This is a genomic window from Gammaproteobacteria bacterium (assembly GCA_036381015.1).
In the GTDB taxonomy this organism is placed as follows: Bacteria; Pseudomonadota; Gammaproteobacteria; order Steroidobacterales; family Rariloculaceae; genus ZC4RG20.
Genome location: DASVDR010000015.1, coordinates 149,383 through 167,415 on the forward strand (window position 1 = coordinate 149,383; position 18,033 = coordinate 167,415).

Annotated in this window: 14 protein-coding genes; 3 read left to right on the top strand and 11 right to left on the bottom strand. The window is 70.8% G+C overall.

Features of this window, described 5'->3' with window-relative positions:
• Positions 1-22: 22 nt before the first annotated feature.
• Entirely contained in the window at positions 23-1,282 is a 1,260-nt protein-coding gene (locus tag VF329_06660; protein HEX7080677.1) for a valine--pyruvate transaminase, read from the bottom strand.
• Between the two features lie 16 nt (positions 1,283-1,298).
• The gene (locus VF329_06665; protein ID HEX7080678.1) at positions 1,299-1,778 is read right to left on the bottom strand and encodes an Lrp/AsnC family transcriptional regulator; all 480 of its coding nucleotides are present in this window, start codon (positions 1,776-1,778) and stop codon (positions 1,299-1,301) included.
• A 192-nt stretch (positions 1,779-1,970) separates the two neighbouring features.
• On the opposite strand from VF329_06665, the gene VF329_06670 reads away from it, so the two are divergent.
• From VF329_06670 to VF329_06680, 3 genes are all read left to right on the top strand, one after another.
• Entirely contained in the window at positions 1,971-3,758 is a 1,788-nt protein-coding gene (locus tag VF329_06670) for a 2-isopropylmalate synthase (GenBank protein ID HEX7080679.1), read from the top strand.
• A 269-nt stretch (positions 3,759-4,027) separates the two neighbouring features.
• Positions 4,028-4,441, top strand: coding sequence for a DUF6152 family protein (locus VF329_06675; protein HEX7080680.1), 414 nt, complete (start codon positions 4,028-4,030; stop codon positions 4,439-4,441).
• Between the two features lie 73 nt (positions 4,442-4,514).
• On the top strand, positions 4,515-5,336 hold the full coding sequence (locus VF329_06680) for a hypothetical protein (GenBank protein ID HEX7080681.1): 822 nt from the start codon (positions 4,515-4,517) through the stop codon (positions 5,334-5,336).
• A gap of 93 nt (positions 5,337-5,429) precedes the next feature.
• Here VF329_06680 and VF329_06685 read toward each other — a convergent pair whose 3' ends face one another.
• The 9 genes from VF329_06685 to VF329_06725 form a co-directional block, all read right to left on the bottom strand.
• Complete coding sequence (locus VF329_06685) at positions 5,430-6,458, bottom strand: PA2778 family cysteine peptidase (protein HEX7080682.1); 1,029 nt, start codon at positions 6,456-6,458, stop codon at positions 5,430-5,432.
• Positions 6,459-6,475: 17 nt separating this feature from the next.
• Positions 6,476-6,895 (bottom strand): PA2779 family protein, encoded by a 420-nt coding sequence (locus tag VF329_06690; GenBank protein ID HEX7080683.1) that lies wholly within the window; start codon positions 6,893-6,895, stop codon positions 6,476-6,478.
• A gap of 121 nt (positions 6,896-7,016) precedes the next feature.
• Positions 7,017-8,507, bottom strand: a complete 1,491-nt coding sequence (locus VF329_06695; GenBank protein ID HEX7080684.1) for an MFS transporter — start codon at positions 8,505-8,507, stop codon at positions 7,017-7,019.
• 130 nt (positions 8,508-8,637) lie between these two features.
• Positions 8,638-9,189 (bottom strand): tetratricopeptide repeat protein, encoded by a 552-nt coding sequence (locus VF329_06700; GenBank protein ID HEX7080685.1) that lies wholly within the window; start codon positions 9,187-9,189, stop codon positions 8,638-8,640.
• Positions 9,190-9,231: 42 nt separating this feature from the next.
• Positions 9,232-11,592: a penicillin-binding protein 1B gene (mrcB, locus tag VF329_06705; protein ID HEX7080686.1), complete on the bottom strand. Its 2,361-nt coding sequence runs from the start codon at positions 11,590-11,592 to the stop codon at positions 9,232-9,234.
• 271 nt (positions 11,593-11,863) lie between these two features.
• Entirely contained in the window at positions 11,864-14,800 is a 2,937-nt protein-coding gene (locus VF329_06710; protein ID HEX7080687.1) for an AsmA family protein, read from the bottom strand.
• A 109-nt stretch (positions 14,801-14,909) separates the two neighbouring features.
• Entirely contained in the window at positions 14,910-16,220 is a 1,311-nt protein-coding gene (locus VF329_06715) for a magnesium transporter (GenBank protein ID HEX7080688.1), read from the bottom strand.
• Between the two features lie 5 nt (positions 16,221-16,225).
• Positions 16,226-17,053: a hypothetical protein gene (locus VF329_06720; protein ID HEX7080689.1), complete on the bottom strand. Its 828-nt coding sequence runs from the start codon at positions 17,051-17,053 to the stop codon at positions 16,226-16,228.
• Entirely contained in the window at positions 17,050-17,913 is an 864-nt protein-coding gene (locus VF329_06725; GenBank protein HEX7080690.1) for a hypothetical protein, read from the bottom strand. Before VF329_06725 ends, VF329_06720 begins: the two co-directional genes overlap by 4 nt.
• Between the last annotated feature and the right edge of the window lie 120 nt (positions 17,914-18,033).

An 18,033-nucleotide genomic window follows, 5' to 3' on the forward strand; every position in this document is an offset into this window, starting at 1 on the left:
CCAGGGGCCGGCGCGGCGGCCGTCAACCGACGAAAGCGGCGCGCACTTCCCTCACGAGGACTCGGATGCCGCGCGCGACGACCTCGTCGTCCTGGGCGAACGAGATGCGCACGCACTCGTCGCGATGCCGCCACGGCTCCGCGAGGCCGGGAAAGAAGTAGTGGCCGGACAGCACGAGCACCCCGGCCGCCTTCAGCCGCCTGTAGAGCTCCGCGCTCGTGATCGGCAGCCCGGGCAGCCAGAGCCACAGGAAAAAGCCGCCCTCCGGCACGTGGATCCTGAACGGCACACCGGCGAGCTCGCGCTCGAGCCGCTCTCGTGTGCGCAGCGCCTTCTCCCGATAGTACGGCATTACCGAGCGTCGCGAGATTGCGGTGATCTCGCCGCTCTCGATCCAGGGTTGAACGATCACCGGACCCACGCTGCCGACCGCGAGATTCAGCACGGCCGTGGCGTTCGTGAGCGCGTCGATCACCTCCTCGCGCGCGACGACGATTCCGGTTCTGACGCCGGGCAGGCCGAGCTTCGACAGGCTCAAACAGAGCACGATGTTCTCGTCCCAGATCGGCGCGGCGTCCGTGAACACGATGCCGGGAAACGGCAGGCCGTACGCGTTATCGAGGATCAGCGGCACGCCGGCGTCGGCGCAAAGACGCGACAGCCGCGCGAGCTCGTCGCCGGTGAGCACGTTGCCGGTGGGATTCGACGGCCGGGAAACACAGACGGCCGCGACGTCGTCGTCGACGGTCAGGCTATCGAAGTCGACCCGATACTTGAACGTGTTGCCGGGCAGCTCGTCGATCGCGGGCCTGCGGGCCGTGACGAGATCGGGGTCGAGGCCGACGTCGGCGTAGCCCACGTACTCCGGCGTCATCGGAAGAAGCAGCTTGCGCACACGGCCGTCGGCGCGGCGCCCGGCGAAGAGGTTGAACAGGAGGAAGAAGGCGGCCTGACTTCCGGCCGTGACCGCGATGTTGGCTTCGGTCAGCGGCCAGCCGTGCTCGCGCCGCAGCAGCCGGGCGAGCGCGCGGCGAAACTCGATGTCGCCGGCCGGGTGCGCGTAGTTCGCGACCATGCGCTCGAGCGAGCGCGGATCGGCAGCGATCTCCGCGAGGCGCCGCCCGAGCAGCTGCAGCATCTCGGGAATCTTCGCCGGGTTCCCGCCGCCGAGCAGGGAGACGTCCTCCCCGCCGGCCATCGCCCGGCCGAGGTCGTCCATGAGCTCGAGCGCGCCGGTGCGGCGGCTGAAGCGCGCGCCGAAGTCCGAGAATTCGAGCGGCATGCCGAGCGGGCCTCCGTCAGCGCGAGTACGTGAGCGGCAATGCGGTCGTGTCGATCGGCTTGCGCAGCACGAAGGACGAGTGCACGCCGATCACGCCGTCGATCCGCGTGATCTTGTTCAGCAGAAAGTCCTGATACTCCTCCATCGTCGGCACGACGATCTTCAGCTGATAGTCGGCTTCCTGCCCGGTGATCAGATAGCACTCCTGCACCTCAGGATACTGCCGCACCACGGCCTCGAACTGCTCGAAGCGCTCGGGCGTGTGTCGGTCCATCCGAATGTGCAGCAGTACCGTGAGATCGAGCCCGAGCGCCTTCTGCGAGAGCCGCACGACACGCCGGCTGATGACCCCCGCGTCCTCGAGCTGCTTGATCCGGCGCGAGCACGGCGACGGCGACAGGCCGACGCGCTCGGCAATCTCCTGATTCGTGAGCCCGCCGTCGGTCTGAAGCTGCTCGAGAATCTTCAGGTCGTAGGCGTCGAGCTTGATCGGCATGAAAGAATCTCTCGGAGTGGGCAGGGAGATTAGCACGAAATTGCGCCGTTCCACGAAATTGCGGCCGATAAAAGGCGAAAATGCCCGGAAGAATGGCATAGAATGTTTCGCATGCCCGCCGGCCCGTTTTGCTGCGGTCGGGCGGGCCGCGGGGCGGGCGGCCGTGCCGCGACCGTAGGCAGGGAGAGAACGATGACGTACGAGCACGAGCGAAAGGGCAACGAGGCGCCGGGTGGCCGCATCGAGGGCGCGGCCGAGCGGGCGAAGGACGACTGGCCCCTCGCCGAGCGCTCGTACGATGCGCGCAAGTATCGGCCGTATCGGCCGATCGTGCTCACCGACCGCACGTGGCCGGACAAGACGATCACGGCCGCGCCGGACTGGTGCAGCGTCGACCTGCGCGACGGCAACCAGGCGCTCGTCGCGCCGATGTCCGTCGAGCAGAAGCTCGAGCTCTTCGACCGCCTGGTCGCGATCGGCTTCAAGGAGATCGAGATCGGCTTCCCGTCCGCTTCGCAGACGGAGCTCGAGTTCACGCGGCGTCTGATCGACGAGCGGCGGATACCGCCGCACGTGACGGTGCAGGTGCTGACTCAGGCGCGGCAAAACCTGATCCAGCGCACGTTCGAGGCGCTCGAAGGCGTCGAGCGCGCGATCGTGCACGTCTACAACTCGACGTCGCCGGTGCAGCGCGAGCAGGTGTTCGGCGCGAGCCGCGAGGAGATCATCGGCATCGCCGTGAACGGCGCACGCTGGGTCAAGGAGGAGGCCGAGCGTCGCCCCGGCACGCATTGGACTTTCCAGTACTCGCCCGAGAGCTTCTCCGGCACCGAGCCCGACTATGCGGTCGAGGTCTGCAACGCGGTGCTCGATGTTTGGCGGCCGGATCGCGGCCAGGCCGTGATCTTGAATCTGCCCGCCACGGTCGAGATGACGACGCCGAACGTGTTCGCCGATCAGATCGAGTACTTCTGCCGGCACGTGAAGTACCGCGACCGCATCCGCATCAGCCTGCACACGCACAACGATCGCGGCTGCGCCGTGGCGGCCGGCGAGCTCGGGCTCATGGCGGGCGCCGATCGCGTCGAGGGAACGCTGTTCGGCAACGGCGAGCGTACCGGGAACATGGACATCGTGACGATGGCGATGAACCTGTACGCGCAAGGCGTCGACCCGCGGCTCGACCTGTCGGACATGGCGGGCATCGTCGAGACCTACAAGCGCTGCACGTCCATGCCGGTGCACCCGCGGCATCCGTGGGCCGGGCAGCTCGTCTACGCGGCGTTCTCCGGCAGCCACCAGGACGCGATCCGCAAGTCTCTCGCGTTCCATCGCGAGCACAAGCGGACGTACTGGGAGGTCGCGTATCTGCCGATCGACCCGCGCGACCTCGGGCGCCGCTACGAGGAGGTCGTGCGCATCAACAGCCAGTCGGGCAAGGGCGGCGTCGCGCACGTGCTCGAGCGCGATCACGGCATCGCGCTGCCGAAATGGATGCACCCGTTCTTGAGCGCGATCGTGCAGCGCGAGGCCGATCGGACCGGGCAGGAGGTGCCGTCGGATCGCGTGCGCGCGCTGTTCGAATCGGAGCTCGCGGCCGTGCCGGAGGGCTGGCGCCTTCATGGTTACGATTCGCGATCGGAGAAGCAGCGCACGATCGGACACTTCCGCATCGCGGCGCCCGGCGGCGACGTCGAGCTCACGGGCGAAGGTCAGGGCCTCGTCGAGGCGTTGATGGACGGGCTCGCGCGGAGGCTCGACGAGCGCGTCGCGGTCGTCGCGTTCGAGGAGCATGCCCTTCAGGCCGGCACGGACGCGCAGGCGCTCGCATCGGTGGTCGTGACGGTCGGCGTGGGGCAGAGCGCCGCCTGCTGCATCGACGAGGACAGCGCGGTCGCAACGCTTCAGGCGGTGCTGTCCGCCGTCGGCCGCTCCGGCGTCGTGCTGGGTCAGGACTACCGGGCGGCCGCCGCCGGCTGATCGGGCCGGGCGATCCCGGCGCCTTCGTCGCCGTTCCAGCGCGCAACGCGGCGCGCCGCCGGCGTCATTCCCCGCCGGCCCGCGGCGCGCCGTCGGCGTTATTCCCCGCGGTGATTCCATTTATGCCCGGGCGATGATGGATCGCGAGCGGATCGCCGTATACCCTACGCGGGTATCGCGCCCCGCAAATACCTACAACTGAGGCTCGGGCGCCATTCACCGGGTCCGGCAAGCCTCGTTTGGGGGGCACACTGGTTGAGGGAGGATGCATGACTATCAGATCTGTGGTGGGGACCGGGGCCGGCGTGGCGGTGCTCCTTTTCGCCGGCGGCGCATCGGCGCATCACTCCTTCGCGATCTTCGATCACACGCGCACCTATACGCTCGAAGGCGACGTCACCTCGTTCCAGTGGACGAATCCGCACGGCTATCTCGAGATCGACGTCACGAAGGGCGCTCCGGAGGGCATGAAGCACTTCACGATCGAGCTGACGAGCATCAACATGCTTCGGCGCGCGGGCTGGCGCTCGTCCGACGTGAAGTCGGGCGACCACGTTACCGCGATCGTCGCGCCTCTTTTGACCGGCGAGCCGGGCGGCCTGCTGCTCGAGCTCAAGGTGCCGGACGGGCGCACGCTCGTGCCGCCCGTTCCCGCAATCGACACGTACGAACGCACGCCGTGAATCGAAGGCCGGAGCCGCGCCTCCGGCGCGGTCGCCGCCGCTCCATTCGAGCCCAACGGGGGAACACCGCAGCATGATCTCGCATCGGAACCGCTTTTCTCGCTCGCCGCTTCGCGCTCGCCGCCTTGCGCGCGCTTCGTTGGCCTGTGCCGGCGCCGTGCTCGCCGCAGGCGCCGTCCTCGCCGGTGCCGGCGTCGCGAGCGCGCAGACGATTCCCGAGCTCGCGCCGGGCGTGCCGAACATCAGCGGCGCATGGGAGCGTTATCGCGGCCGCGCGGGCGAGCCGGGCACGCCGCCGCGCGAGGCCGCGCCGCCGCTGAAGCCCGAGCACCTGGAGGCGTGGCAGAAGCGGCAGGCGGAAGCCCGGGCGGCATCCGCGCGCGGGCAGCCTCTCGCCACCGGCTATACGTACTGTCTGCCGGACGGCATGCCGTCGATGATGTCGGGGCCGTTTCCGTTCGAGTTCCTGCAAAGCCCGGGGCAGGTCACGATCGTGCAGGAAGCCTACAACCAGATCCGCCGCATCTATCTCGACAAGGGGCAGGCCGACCTGACTGATATCGAGCTCGGGTTTTTTGGCCACTCCGTCGGCCGGTGGGAGTCGGGCACGCTCTTCGTCGACACGATCGGCATCAAGGACTACGTCCGCTTTCGGGACGTTCCGCACAGTCCGGAGATGCGGATCTCGGAAGAGATCCATCTCGTCACGCCGGAGATACTCTGGGACGAGATCACGATCGAGGATCCGGAGTACCTCACGGAGCCCTGGACGTTCACGTTCGCGTACAAACGGATGCCGGGCTACGAGATCCTCGAATACGTCTGCGAGGACAACCGCGAGTTTGCCGGCCAGGGCGGCGTCACGCGCCTGCGGCTGGGCGGCGGCACGCCGTAGCCGAGGAGCCGGTCGGCGCACGCGGGCGGCAGGGCAGCGGTCAGCGCTCGCCAGGCCCAGCCTGGCCGGCGCACCTAGGCGCCGGGCCGCGCGTCAGTGCACGCACGCGCCGGGTGCCTCGCCCGCTCCGCTCGCGGCCGCGGCCGTCAACGTGTTTACCGTGTCCTCGACGGCAGCCCGAAGGGGGCCGTCGGGCTTCGTGAGCGCGAGCGCCGCCCGCGCCTCGCGCAGCGCGGCGGCGCGGCAGCCGCGCTCGGCGAGGACGTTCGCGAGGTTGTTGCGCGCGGCGACGTGATCGGGAGCGAGCGCGATCAGCGCCTCGTAGCCGCTCGCCGCCTCGTCGAGTCGGCCGGCCGCCGCATCCCGCTCGGCCGCGGCGAACAAGACGACCTCGTTCCCCGGCCAGCGGTCGACGGCGGCCTCGAACGCGGCATCGACGGCGGCGGGCTCGAGCAGCGGCGCCGCCCCGGAGAGCGCGCGAATCCAGCTCACGGGCTCGGCCGTCGACGGCGGCTCGCGGGGATCGGCGGCCACGAAGCCCCACCGGTCCGCCTTCATCCAGCTGCGCAGAAAGCGCCGGAGAGGCTCGCCGCGCCGCCGCTCCGTGCCGGAGCGAAGCAGCACGCGTTCGCGCTCCGCGTCGTAGCCGATCACGACGGCATAGTGCCAGACGGGGAAGCGGTCGAAACCGAGATTCTGCAGCACGAGCACGGGCCGGCCGGACTCCAGCTCGGCAAAGAGGGCCGTCGGGTCGGGCTCGATCGCGTAAGGCACGAGACCGTATCGGCGCGTCGCCGCGAGGAGCTCCGGCTGCAGGCTCCCGCGGAGTCCCTCGACGTAGACGGCCGGCACGAGATCCTCGGCGTCGACGGCAAGCCCCTGGTCCGCGAGGATCGTGGCGAGCGCGGCCGGCCCGCACTGATAGTCCGTCTGCGGGAAGAACGGCACGTCGGTGAGCTCGACCGCGGGAACCGCGCTCGCGTCGAAGCGCGGGGCGGCCGCGCATCCGGCGAGCAGCGTTGCCGCGAGCGCGGCCGCCGCGCTTCGTCGAGCGCTTGCGGCGGCCGCGCGCGACGGTGATCGGGCAGCCCCGCGGACGGTGAGCCGGCCGCCGCGCGCCATCGTAGGCCGTCGAACGGCTAGATCTTGTTGAAGACGTTCGTGACGCCGACGAGCTCGAGAATCAGCAGGACGATGAAGACGACGCCGATGACGCCGAGCAGGTCACCGCCGGCGGGCAAACTTTCCATATTGTCGGCGAGCAGCGCGAGCTCGGAGTCCGTGAGCGCCGCGACGCGCTTGGCCGCCTCGGCCGGGTCCACTCCGAGCCGCTTCAGCTCGTGCTGTACCTCCTCCCGCGCGAGCACGGCGTCGATCCGATCGAGCGCCTGTTGGCGGTCGACGACGTCGAGGTACTGCTCCGTGGTGATGACGCCGGCGTATGCCGCATTATGAACGGGCGCGATAGCCATCGCGCACATCGAGAGGACGACGACAGGACCGAAACGACGGCCGCGCATATTCTCCCTCCAATACCCACAACAAGAGGCGTGAACCATAGCTCAGCCTCGCGCCCGAAGCCACCGGCTGCGTCGCGTGCAGACATGCATGGGGCCGGGCACCGCGCCGTGTTCGGTGCCGGACATGCGCCGTCGCGGGCCGATCCAACGCCCCGGCGCGTCAGACGCCCTTGCGCGCCCCGCCGGCCCCCTCGTTCCCGGGCGCGCCGAAAAAGGTGTCTGACACCTTTTTCGAGTCGGAAAAGGTGTCTGACACCTTTTTCGGGGGCACCTTTTTCGGGTCGGCGGCGGACGGAGCCCGGCCGATGAACTCGTAGATCAGCCCGAGCATTGCGTTGAAGCCGGTGACGCGCAGCACCAGCGCGGGCGCGGAGATCGCGCGTCGCGGTTTGCGCAGCTCGCGGATGTCGCGCACGAAGGCGAGCGCGAGCACGGCGCGCACGATGCCCGACAACGCGAAGAGATACAGCAGATTGCTCGGATTCGCGACGCCGCCGAGCAACGGCTCGCGCGGAGCGAGCGCCGGCGCGAGCGCGGCGCCGAGCATCGCGCCGAGAAACACGCACCCGGCATTGCCGACGTTGTGGAACGCGACGTACGCCGCACGGCGGCTGCGCGGCACGAGGTCGTAGAGAAGGTTCCCCGCGCTCAGCGTGAAGCCTGCCCAGGTGAGCCCGGAGACGCACTGCACCGCGAGCAGATAGAAGAAGTCGCCGGACACGAGCCACAGCAACGGCACTACCGGCAGGGCCATGCTCGTGATGATCATGATCGCTCGGTTGCCGTAGACGTCGGCGATGCGCCCCCAGCGATTGAGCGTCAGAAACTGCACGAACACGCTCGCGCCGGTCGTCGCCATGAACTCGAGGTACGAGAACTCGAGATCGCGCAGCATGTAGACCGCGAAGAACGGCGCCGAGATGCCGACCGCGAAGTTCATCAGGATGAAGTACGCGGTGAAGCCGATCGCGCCGCTCTCCCGCACGGTCTGCCACCAATGCGTGATGTGCACGTCGAGGGTCGTCGCCGGCGGCGCCGGCTCGTGCAGATACGTCAGGTGGTAAACGGAAACGACCCGCGCGGCGAACGCGATCGTGAACACGACGGCGAAGCCCGCGTAGGTCGCGCCGGCCGCGTCGAACGCGTGCAGGATCATGCCGCAGACGACGAGCGAGACGAACGAAGTGATCGTCGTGCGGCGTGTGCGATAACCGAAATAGCGGCCGCGGCGGCGGTCGGAGACGAGATCGCGCATGATGCTCGTCCATTGCGGCGCGGCGAAGTTGCCGCCGCCCTGATAGATCACGAAGAGCGCGAGCAGCACGACGACCGCGTGCTCGGGCAGCGCGTACGGCAACGCGAGAATCGGCAGCCATGTGAGGGCTTGCACGGCCGCGCCGGTCAGCACGAGGCGCTTGCGGCTCACGAACTGCCCCGCCCACGCGGAGAAGATCTGCGCCAGAGAGCCGACGAGCGGCGGCAGCGTCGTCAGCAGCGCGACCTCGGGGGCCGTGGCGCGCAGGAACAGCGCGAAAGCCGAGAAATAAGTCTCGCCTCCGCCCGCCGCCACCGAGAAGGCCATGCCGTCGCGGACCGAGTGCCGCAACGCGCGGTCGATGACGGGATCCTTCGCGAAGCGTGCGCGGCGCATGCTCAGCAGCGGGCCGGGCGCGAACGCGAAAGCCCCGCCGTCGGCGAGCGTGACCTCCGATACCGGCTGCGCACGGCCGTTCGCTTGCGAAGCGGTCCCGCCGGGACGCGCTTTGCCCGAGCGCCGGGCGTCAGCAGCCCGCCGAGCCGCAGCGCGCCGCGCGGTCGATCAGCCGCTCGGCGCGCGCGGCGATCTCGGCATCGCGTCCCGCGAGCGTCAACGCCTTGCGCGCCATCATCTGCGCCTGCTGTGGGTCGCCGTCGGCAAGCTTCACCTCGCCGAGCTCGAGCCAGAGCAGTGCGTTGCCCGGATCGATTCGCAGCGCCCGCTCGATCGACGACGCCGCCGCCGTGTAGCTTCCCGCCGCGCGCTCGCTGCGGCTTTGCTCGAGCAGCGCCATGCTCGCGGACGTCGCCGCCGGTGGCGCGTCCGCGGACCCCCGCCCGGAACCCGTCTCGACGCCTGCGTCCGCCGAGCCCCGGTCGTCGCGGCCCGGAAACCCGGTCGCGGAATCTCGATCGCGGGCGGAGGACGAGCCTTGCGCGGGCTGCGGCGACCGAGCCGCCGGGTCCGGCAGCGTGTACGGCGCGGCGCATCCGCCGAGCGCGAGCGCGAGGGAGAGCAACAGCGCCGGCGGCATCCGTGCGGGGGCGCCCGTGTCGATCGATCGAAGCTTGATCATTCTGGAACCTCGTCGCGTGCCGGAATGCGGCACGTTTGGATGTCAGTTCAACGTCCGCCGCAGAAAGCGCCGGATCCCGGAGCCGATCCTCGGCTTCCGGCTGCCGCAGTCTCGCGCTTCCGGCGGCTGCATCTCGAGCGGCACCGCGAGCCGCACGGCGCCGGGACAGCGGGGATCGGTCGCGAAGCCCGTGTAGTAGTCGATCCAAACGAGCTCGGCGTCGGGCGGCGGAGGCGGCTCGTAGGACACGGTGTCGATGCCGTTCAGCACGCTCGTCCACACACGGGCCGCGCCGGCCGCGCCGGTCAGGCCGGTCGGAAGATTCGCGTCGTTGCCGACCCACGTAACGACGAGCCGGTCGCTCGTGAACCCCGCGAACCAGCTGTCGCGCAGATCGTCCGACGTGCCGGTCTTGCCGGCAACGGTCACGTCCGCGATCAGCCGCTCGCGCGCGCCGGCTCCGGTGCCGCGCTCCATCACCGCCACGAGCGCCTGGTTCAGCGCGTAGACCTGCGCCGCATCGGCGCTCTCGGTGATCTCGAGCGGATAGCGCTGCACCCGCTCTCCGTCTTCGCTGACGACCGCGCGCACGGCGCGCAGCGGCACGCGAAACCCGCCGTTCGCGAAGCTGTTGTAGATCTGCGCGACCTCGAGCGGCGTCAAATCGAGCGCACCGAGCAGCAGCGAAGGGTACGGCCGCGGGGCCTCGGGGAGGCCGAGCCGCACGAGGAGCTCCGCTACCGCCTCGACTCCTATGTCCACGCCGAGGCGCACGGTCGCCATGTTGAAGGACTCGGCGAGCGCACGCACGAGCGGCACTTCGCCGTGCGCCTGCTCCTCGAAGTTGTGCGGCGACCAGCGCCTTCCGTCCTCGAGCTCGATCTCGATCGGCGCATCGTCGACGAGCGACGCGAGCGAGTAGCGGCCGCTCTCGAGCGCGGCGAGATAGACCGCCGGCTTGATCAGCGAGCCGATCTGACGGCGCGCGTCGAGCGCCCGGTTGAAGCCGTCGAAGCCGGACTTGCGGCTGCCGACGACCGCCAGGACCTCGGCATTGTGCGGATTCGTGACGACGACCGCGCCTTCCAGCGGGACCGCGTCTTCTCCGCGCCCGGCGTCGAGCGCGTCGAGCTCGCGGATGAGCGCGCTCTCGGCCGCGGCCTGGACGGCCGGGTCGAGCGTCGTCAACACCTGGAGCCCGCGTCGCTCGAGCTCTTCGCGCGGATAATCCGCCGAGAGCTCGCGGCGGACGAGATCGAGAAACGCGGCGTAGTAGCTCGCGCTCCGCCCCGCATCGGGCAGCACGTCGAGCTCACGCGCCTCGGCGCGCTGCGCCTCCTCCGCGGTGATCAGCTGCTGCTCGGCCATGATGTCGAGGACGAGATTACGCCGCGCGAGCGCTCGCTCGGGATAGCGCCGCGGGTTGTAGTAGGTCGGCCCGCGCACCTGCGCGACGAGCAGCGCGAGCTCGTGGAGCTCGAGCTCCGCGAGCGGCTTGCCGAAATAGAACTGGCTGCCGAGGCCGAACCCGTGTATCGCCCGGCTGCCGTCCTGCGCGAGATACACCTCGTTGATGTAGGCCTGCATCAGCTCGGCTTTGTCGTAGTGCAGCTCGAGCGCGACCGCCATGATCGCCTCGCGCAGCTTGCGCTCCCAGGTGCGCGCGTTGCCGAGAAAGTAGCTGCGGACGAGCTGCTGAGTGAGCGTGCTCGCGCCCTGACGGATCTCGCCGGCCTGGAGATTGACGAGGATGGCGCGCAGCACCGCGCGGAAGTCGATGCCGTGGTGCTCCTCGAAACGGCGGTCCTCGACCGCCTTCAGCGCCTCGATCAGCAACGGAGGCACCTCCTCGGGCGCGAGGATCAGCCGGTCCTCGCCGTGCGCGGGGAAGACGCTGCCGATCAAAAGGGGCTCGAGCCGCACGAGCGGCAGCGCGCCGCCGGCCGCACTCTCGAGCGCCGCCACGCGGCCGCCCGCAAACGCGATCGAGACGGACTGCGAAGGCTGCGTCTCGCCGGCGTAGCGGTACGCCCGCGTCGTCATCTCGACCGTGCCGCCGCGCAGCCGATAGCGGCCCGGTCCGTCGCTCGGGTCGTCCTCGCGGTACCCGAGACGCCGCAGCTCGACGACGAACGCGTCCCGCGAGAGGCGCCTTCCGGGATAGATCTCGAGCGGCGTCGCGTAGACTTGCGCGGGCACGTCCCACCGGCGCGCTTCGAACTCGCGGCTCACGTCGTAGCCGACGTACACGGCGTACGCCCCGAAGCCGACGACCGCGAGCGCGAAGATTGCCGCGAGCGCGCCGATCCATCTGAAGCCGCGGCGCCGGCGCGCGCGCGAGCGGCGCCGCGGCTTGCGCGACGTGCGCCTCGTGCGTGAGGGACGTTTCCGCGACGAGCTCACTCTTTGCTCATTTCCCGCCGGGGACCGCGGGCGTCATGATCTCCCGCCGGCCCGCGCGCTCAAACGTGTAGCCCGACGGCAACGGCCGTCGGGACCTCCAGCCGGTGCGGCCGCGATCGCGCTTCGGCGGCGCGGCACCGGTACTCGACAGGCAGCGGCAGCGAGCCGCCGGCCGCGCGCCATTGTAGCCATTCCGGTGCGCGGAAATACGCCGCGCGGACGTCCACGGCACGCCGAGCTGACCGCCCGAACGCCGTCGGCATGGCGAGCGTCAGTTCAGCAGGTCCCGAAGCCGATCCTCGAGACGGTCGCGCACCGCGTCGCGAAGGCGCCGCTGAATGATCTCGCTGAAGTCGGGAAGGATTTGCGGCGCCGTGACGGTGCCGCGCAACGTCAGCGGCAGCGATTCGCCGATCAGCTCGTCCATCGGCTCGCAGCCGCGGATGCCCGTGGACCCGGTCAGCTTCGCCTCGAGCTCGTAGTCGAGGCGCTGCTCGGCGAGAACGAGCGAGCCGGACCCTGTCAGATCCATGAACGATGCGCGCGCGAGCAGGTCCGGGCTCGACGCGACGCCGTCGCGCACCGTCGCCGTGCCGCTGATCAGCTCGAACGCCGTGCGTGCCGGCCGGTCCTCGGGCGCCGGCAGCTTCTGAGTGCGGTTGTAGACCGCGCAGAGCGCGTGACCGAGGTTGAAGCCTTCGATCGTGCCGTCGCGCATCGAGAACCGGACGTCGCCGTTCGCGGTGCGTACGTTCTCGATGACGGTGGCGCCGCGGCCGGCGAGGTTCAGCTCGAAATCGCCCGTGCCGCTGAAATTAGAGTCGCCGGTGAGCGCGACGATCAGCGGCTCGAGCGCGAGCGACGTGGCTCGGCCCCGAAGCGTCAGCCCCGGCTCGGCCGCCGTGTCGACGCCGAAGCTGCCCGAGAACTCGCCGCCGTAAAGCTTCGCGTACGCCGAGTCGAGGCGCGCGCGGCCTTCGCCGACGGCGACGTCGGTCGCGACGTCGGCAAACTCGAGTCCCGCGAGGCGCAGATCGCCGACCTCGACGTGGCCGTCGATCGTGAGGTTCTCGAGCGCGTCGGCCGGAAGCTCGATGTCGCCGGCCGTGCGCGCGTCGTCGTCCGGAGCCTCGTCCGCGGGCGGAGGCAGGTAGCGGTCCGCGTCGACCGCGTCGATCGCGAGCTCGAACGAGTAGGCCGGGCTCGAGAAGCCGTCGACGGCGAAGTCGCCGGTGATGCGGCTGTCGTCGAGCATCATGTCGATGGCCGTGAATCGCGCCTGCTCGGCGTCGGCGGCGAAGCGCGCCACGATGCTCGCGCGCCCGAGCGCGGACGGATCGGACGTCGCGGGCACCGCCTGGCCGAAGCGGCGCATCAGCTCGCGCGGGGAGAACGTTGCGACCGTCGCCTGCCCGGTCACGCTCGGGGAGCCCGTGACGCCCGCGACGGTCGCGCGGCCGGTCGCGGCCAGGCCGAACGCTTCGAGCGACAAGCGCTCGAGCGCCGCGCGGTCGGCGGCCGCGTCGTATTCGAACGCCGCGTCGAGCGCGAGCGTGCCGAGCTCGGCCGGGGCGATCGCTTCCGGCAGCGCGTCGCCGAGAAGACGCGCGAGCGGCTCGGCCGCGAAGCGCGAGGTCTTGACGGTGCCGCGATAGAGCGGACCTTCCGCGCGCGGGCTCACCGCGAGCGTGCCGGTGATCTCGGCGCCGAGCAGCGCGGCCCGCACGTCGCCGAGGGACCAGGCCCCGCTCGCGAGATCGGCTTCGACGCGGCCCGCGAAGGCGGCGCGGTCCACGGCCTCGACGTGGAGCGTGTCGGGTGTGTTCGCCGCGGCGATCGCGAGGAGCCCTTCGTCGGGCGTGAACGCCGGGACATCCACGGTCGCGCGAAGCGCGCTGCCCGCAAGCTCGGCGTCCGCGTGTGCCTGGATGCCGAGCGCCGCGATCTCGAGCCCGGAGAGACGCAGCGTTTCGAGGCGGTACGGCCCGAGCACGATGCCGGCGGGCGCCGCGGCGCCGGCGGCCTCGTCCGATGGCTCCGCGGGCGCGAGCGAGAACGCCGCGTGGAACGCCGCGGACGCGTCGAGCGTGCCGAGCGCGCCGGGCTCCGCGCCGGCGGGCAGCGCGACGCCGAAAGTTTGCAGCGCGTCGGCGAGCGGCGCGTCCGTGATCGTGATGCGGCCTTCCGTCTCCGGCGCGTCGACCAGATTCCGCGCCGCGAGATCCCACGATGCGGCGACGCCGGCCACGTTCGTGACGAGACCGTCGAACGCGAGCGAGCCGGCGGCGGGGTCGAGCACCGCGCTCGTCCATTGCGCGCCGAAGTCGAGGCCGTTGGGCACGGCCGGGACGGCGCCGACGCGGCCGGCGACACGCACCGCGTCGGTCTCGATGCGGCCGTCGCTCGCCGCGCGCACGCGCGCGGCGTCGAGATCGCCCGATGCGAGCAGCTGCTGCTCCGCGTCGAGAACGGTCAATGCGAAATCGACGCCGCTCACCTCGATCGCGGTGAACGGCGCGGCGGCCTCCGCGCCGCCGTCGAGGCCCTCGACGAGAACGCGCGCGCTCGTCTCGACCCCGTACGTGCGCTCGGACTCGGCGTCGAGAACCGACACTGCGAGCGAGAGGTCCACGGGCTCACCGGGCCGGATGCGGCCGGTTTCGAGCTCGATGCCGCTCCCGACGTAGCGCACCCCGCCGACGTCGTGCCACTGCACGACGCCGTCGTGGATCGCGACGCTCTCGATGTCGAGGCCCGCGAGCGGCGAGCGCCCGGCGTCGGCGTCGGCTCCCGGGCCCCCGCCGGGTGCGCTGAAGCTCTCCCAGTTGCCGCGCCCGGCCGCGTCGCGCACGAGATCGAGGCGCAGGCCGTCGATCTCCACGCCGCCGATCTCGACTCGACCTTCGAGCAGCGGCAGAAGCCTGACGCCGGCGGCGATGCGCTCGGCGGTGGCGAACGGCGCGCTTTGGTCGAAGCCCGGCGGGTTGCCGAGCTCGACGTCGGCTGTCTCGACCGCGAGCCATGGATAGAACGCGAGCTCGAGGTCGCCGGCGATCGCGAGCGTGCGGCCGGTGCGTTCCTCCACCCAGCTCGTCACGTAGCCCTTGTAGTCGTTCGGATCGAACGCCCACGCGAGATAAGCCGCGGCCGCCGCGACGAGCACGACGAGCGTCGCCGCGACGGCCCCGAGGATTTTCAGCGCTTTCATCGCTTCAGGCCCCGCAGTTCCGAATGCATCTCGAATGCATGTCCGCCACCGCACACACTAAACGCATGTACGAATGCCGGTGTTCCGTGTCCCGCACCCAATGCACGTCCTACAGCATCGCGGCGAGGAGGGTCGCGATGCCGAGGAAGGAGAAGAAGCCGGTGATGTCGGTGACGGTGGTCAGCAGGATCGAGCTCGATTGAGCCGGATCCTGGCCGAGGCGTGTAAGGCTGATCGGGATCAGCGAGCCGGCGACGCCGGCCGCCACCATCGCGAGCACCATCGACAGCATGATGACGAGCGCGAGCCCCACGCTGCGGCTCCAGACGTAAACTGCAATGCCGGTCGTGACGGCGACGGCCACGCCGTTGACCACGCCGACCTGCACCTCCTTGATCATGACGCGCAGCCAGTGGCGCGTCGAGATCTCGCGGAGCGCGAGGCCGCGAATCGTGACGGCGAGCGCCTGCGCACCGGCGTTGCCCGCTTGTCCGGCGACGACGGGCAGCAGCACGGCGAGCGCGGTGAACTGCGCGATCGTGCTCTCGAACACGCCGACGACGGCCGCCGCGAGGAAAGCCGTGAGCAGATTCGTCTGCAGCCACAGGAGCCGCTGGCGAACGGCGAGCCCCGGGCGCGACAGCGCCCGCTCCTCGCGCCCGGCGCCGACCATCATCTGGATGTCGGCCGACGTCGTCTCCTGCAGCGTCTTCAGCAGCGCGCCGTGGTGGATCACGCCGATCAATCGATCGTGCGGGTCGACGACCGGCAGCGCGTCGAGCTGATACTGCTTCAGCCGCTCCGCGACCTCCTCGCGGTCGTCGAACGGCGAGACGGCGGCCGCGGGGTGCGCGATGTCGCCGAGTTGCTCGTCGGGGTCCGCGATCGCGAGCTGCTGGATGTCGACCGCGGAGACGAGCGTCTGCTCGGGGCCGACGAGAAACAGCAGCCGCGCGTCGCGGGGCTTCAGCCGGCGGAGCGTCTCGAGCGCCGCGCCGACCGTCTGCTCGGGCCGGAACGTCAGCGCGCGGGTATCCATCACGCGGCCGGCGGAGCCGGGCGGATAGTCCATGAAGCGGCGCACCTCGGCCGCCTCGGCGCTCGGCAGCAGCGCAAGGCAATGCTCGCGGCTCTCCTCGGACATCCGCAGCATCGACGCGGCGCCGACGGCGGGATCGAGCGTGCGCAGCACCTCGGTCAGGAGCGCGTCCGGCAGCTCAGGAACGATCTCGTCGATCCGCGCCGGCGAGAGGTGCGGCCAGACCGAAGCGACGGCGGCGGCCGGCTGCGCCGCGAGCACCTCGACCGCCTCGCTGCGCGAGAAGCTCTCGATCGCGTCGGCGGCCCGCGCCGGATGACCGATCAGGAACTGCCGATTGACGAGATCGAGGGCGTCTTCCTGCGCCGGGGATTCCTGCATGGCACTCACCGCGAACGAGGTTGAACCAGCTCGCCGAAGCTTTCCCAGAGGCCGCCGGCACCGGTCGCGAGGAGCTCGGCCAGCTCCGTCAGCCCCTGCCGCGGGCCGGCGCTCGGCTCCGCCCGCGATTGGCGGCGAAGCGCACGGCGGAGATCCGCGTACGAGACGGCGCCGAGGAACTCGTGGTCGCGCGTGACGACCGGCGCTTCCGGATCGCGCTCCCAGAGCTCGCGCTCGAGCGCGTCGGCGACGGTCTCGCGGGCCCAGAGCGGCGACGCCGGCTCGAGCACGGCCGAAAGCCGCACGCTGCCCGCGTGCCGGAGCAGCGCGAGGCCGCGCACGGCGCCGCGGACTCGGCGCGCGCGATCGAGCACGTAGATACGGGCTCGCGCCGTCCGCTCGTTGCGCTCGATGCGCTCGCGCGCCTCCGCGATCGTGCAATCGGCGGGCAGCGTCAGCGCGAACGGCTCGGCCCACGCGCCGACGGCGCTCGGCGGATACCGCAGCAGCAGCTCGAACGCCGCCGACCATTGCGGGCGCAGCGCGGCGAGCAGCCGGGCGCGTGCCGCGGGGGCGAGCTGTCGGAGCACCGCGATCGCGTCCTGGCTGTCCATGCGCTCGACGATCTCGGCCACCTGCGCGGGCTCGAGCCGCTCGATGCAGCGCGCCGTGTAGCCGGGCAGCATCCGCGCGAAGAGCCGCGCCGCGGCGTGCGGCTCGCAGGGGGCGACGAGCGTCGCCGCGTCGTCCGACGGGAGGGTCTCGAGCAGCCGCGCGGCGCCGTCCGGATCGGCGGCGAGAAACGCGGCCGCAAGCTTGTCTCGGCCGGTCACGGCGCCTCCGCGCTCGCAGCGCGCAGCATCTCGCGGCGCTCGAGCTTCACGATCGGCTCGCGCGTCAGGCAGTGTGCCGGGATCGAGACGTCGCCTTCGGCCGTGTCCATCACGATGCAGCCGTCCGCGATCTCGAGGATGCGTCCTTCGAACGCGCCGACGCGGATGTAATCGCCGGCGCTGAGGCGCTTGCGCGCGTAGTGCGCCGCGACGAGGTTCGTCATGTGCTCGCGCGTGCCGAGCGCGAACACGAGCGCGAGGCCGCCGAACACGGCTCCGGCGGCGACCGTGCCGATCTGGATCAGCAGTGTGACGTCGACGCCGAGCTGGTCGGTGCCGATCACGATGCCGCTCAGCATGACGGCGACCTGCGCGGTGCGGGCGAGGAGCGCGCCGTTCGCGATGCCGAGGCCGGACGCGGCCTGCTCGATCAGGTGGCGCACGAACGTGCCGCCGAGGAGCCCGACGATGATGATGCCGACGCCGGCGACGGCCGCCGGCACGTAGGCGATCAGCTCCTCGGTCCAGCGCTCGACGAGCGTGCCACCGAGGATGCGCAGCGCCGCGACCGCGAAGATCAGCAGGATCACCCAGTAGACGACGCTCGTGACCGCTCGCCGCGTGGCCCGGCTCAGCGCGCGCGAGCGCGCGCCGGCGGTGCGCATCGCGATGCGGCCGAAGAGCCAGTCCATGCTCGCGAGCGCGCGGTTCGCGAGCGCGCTGACGAGCCACGCGAGGAGCCACCCGACGAGCAGAACGGCCGCCGCCGTCAGCGCGGCCGGCAAGTAGGTGAGGAGCGCCGTGACGGTCTCCCGAAGCACGGCGAGCAGTTGCGTTCCCCAGGTCTGCACTTGATCCATGCGGCGGCCCCCCGGCGCGCGGATTCATGAAGTGGTGCCGCGCGGAATGCGGCGCCGCCATCGTAGCGCGCTCGCGGCGGCGGCGGGAGCGGCATGCGTCGATTTTTCGCGAGCGAGCAC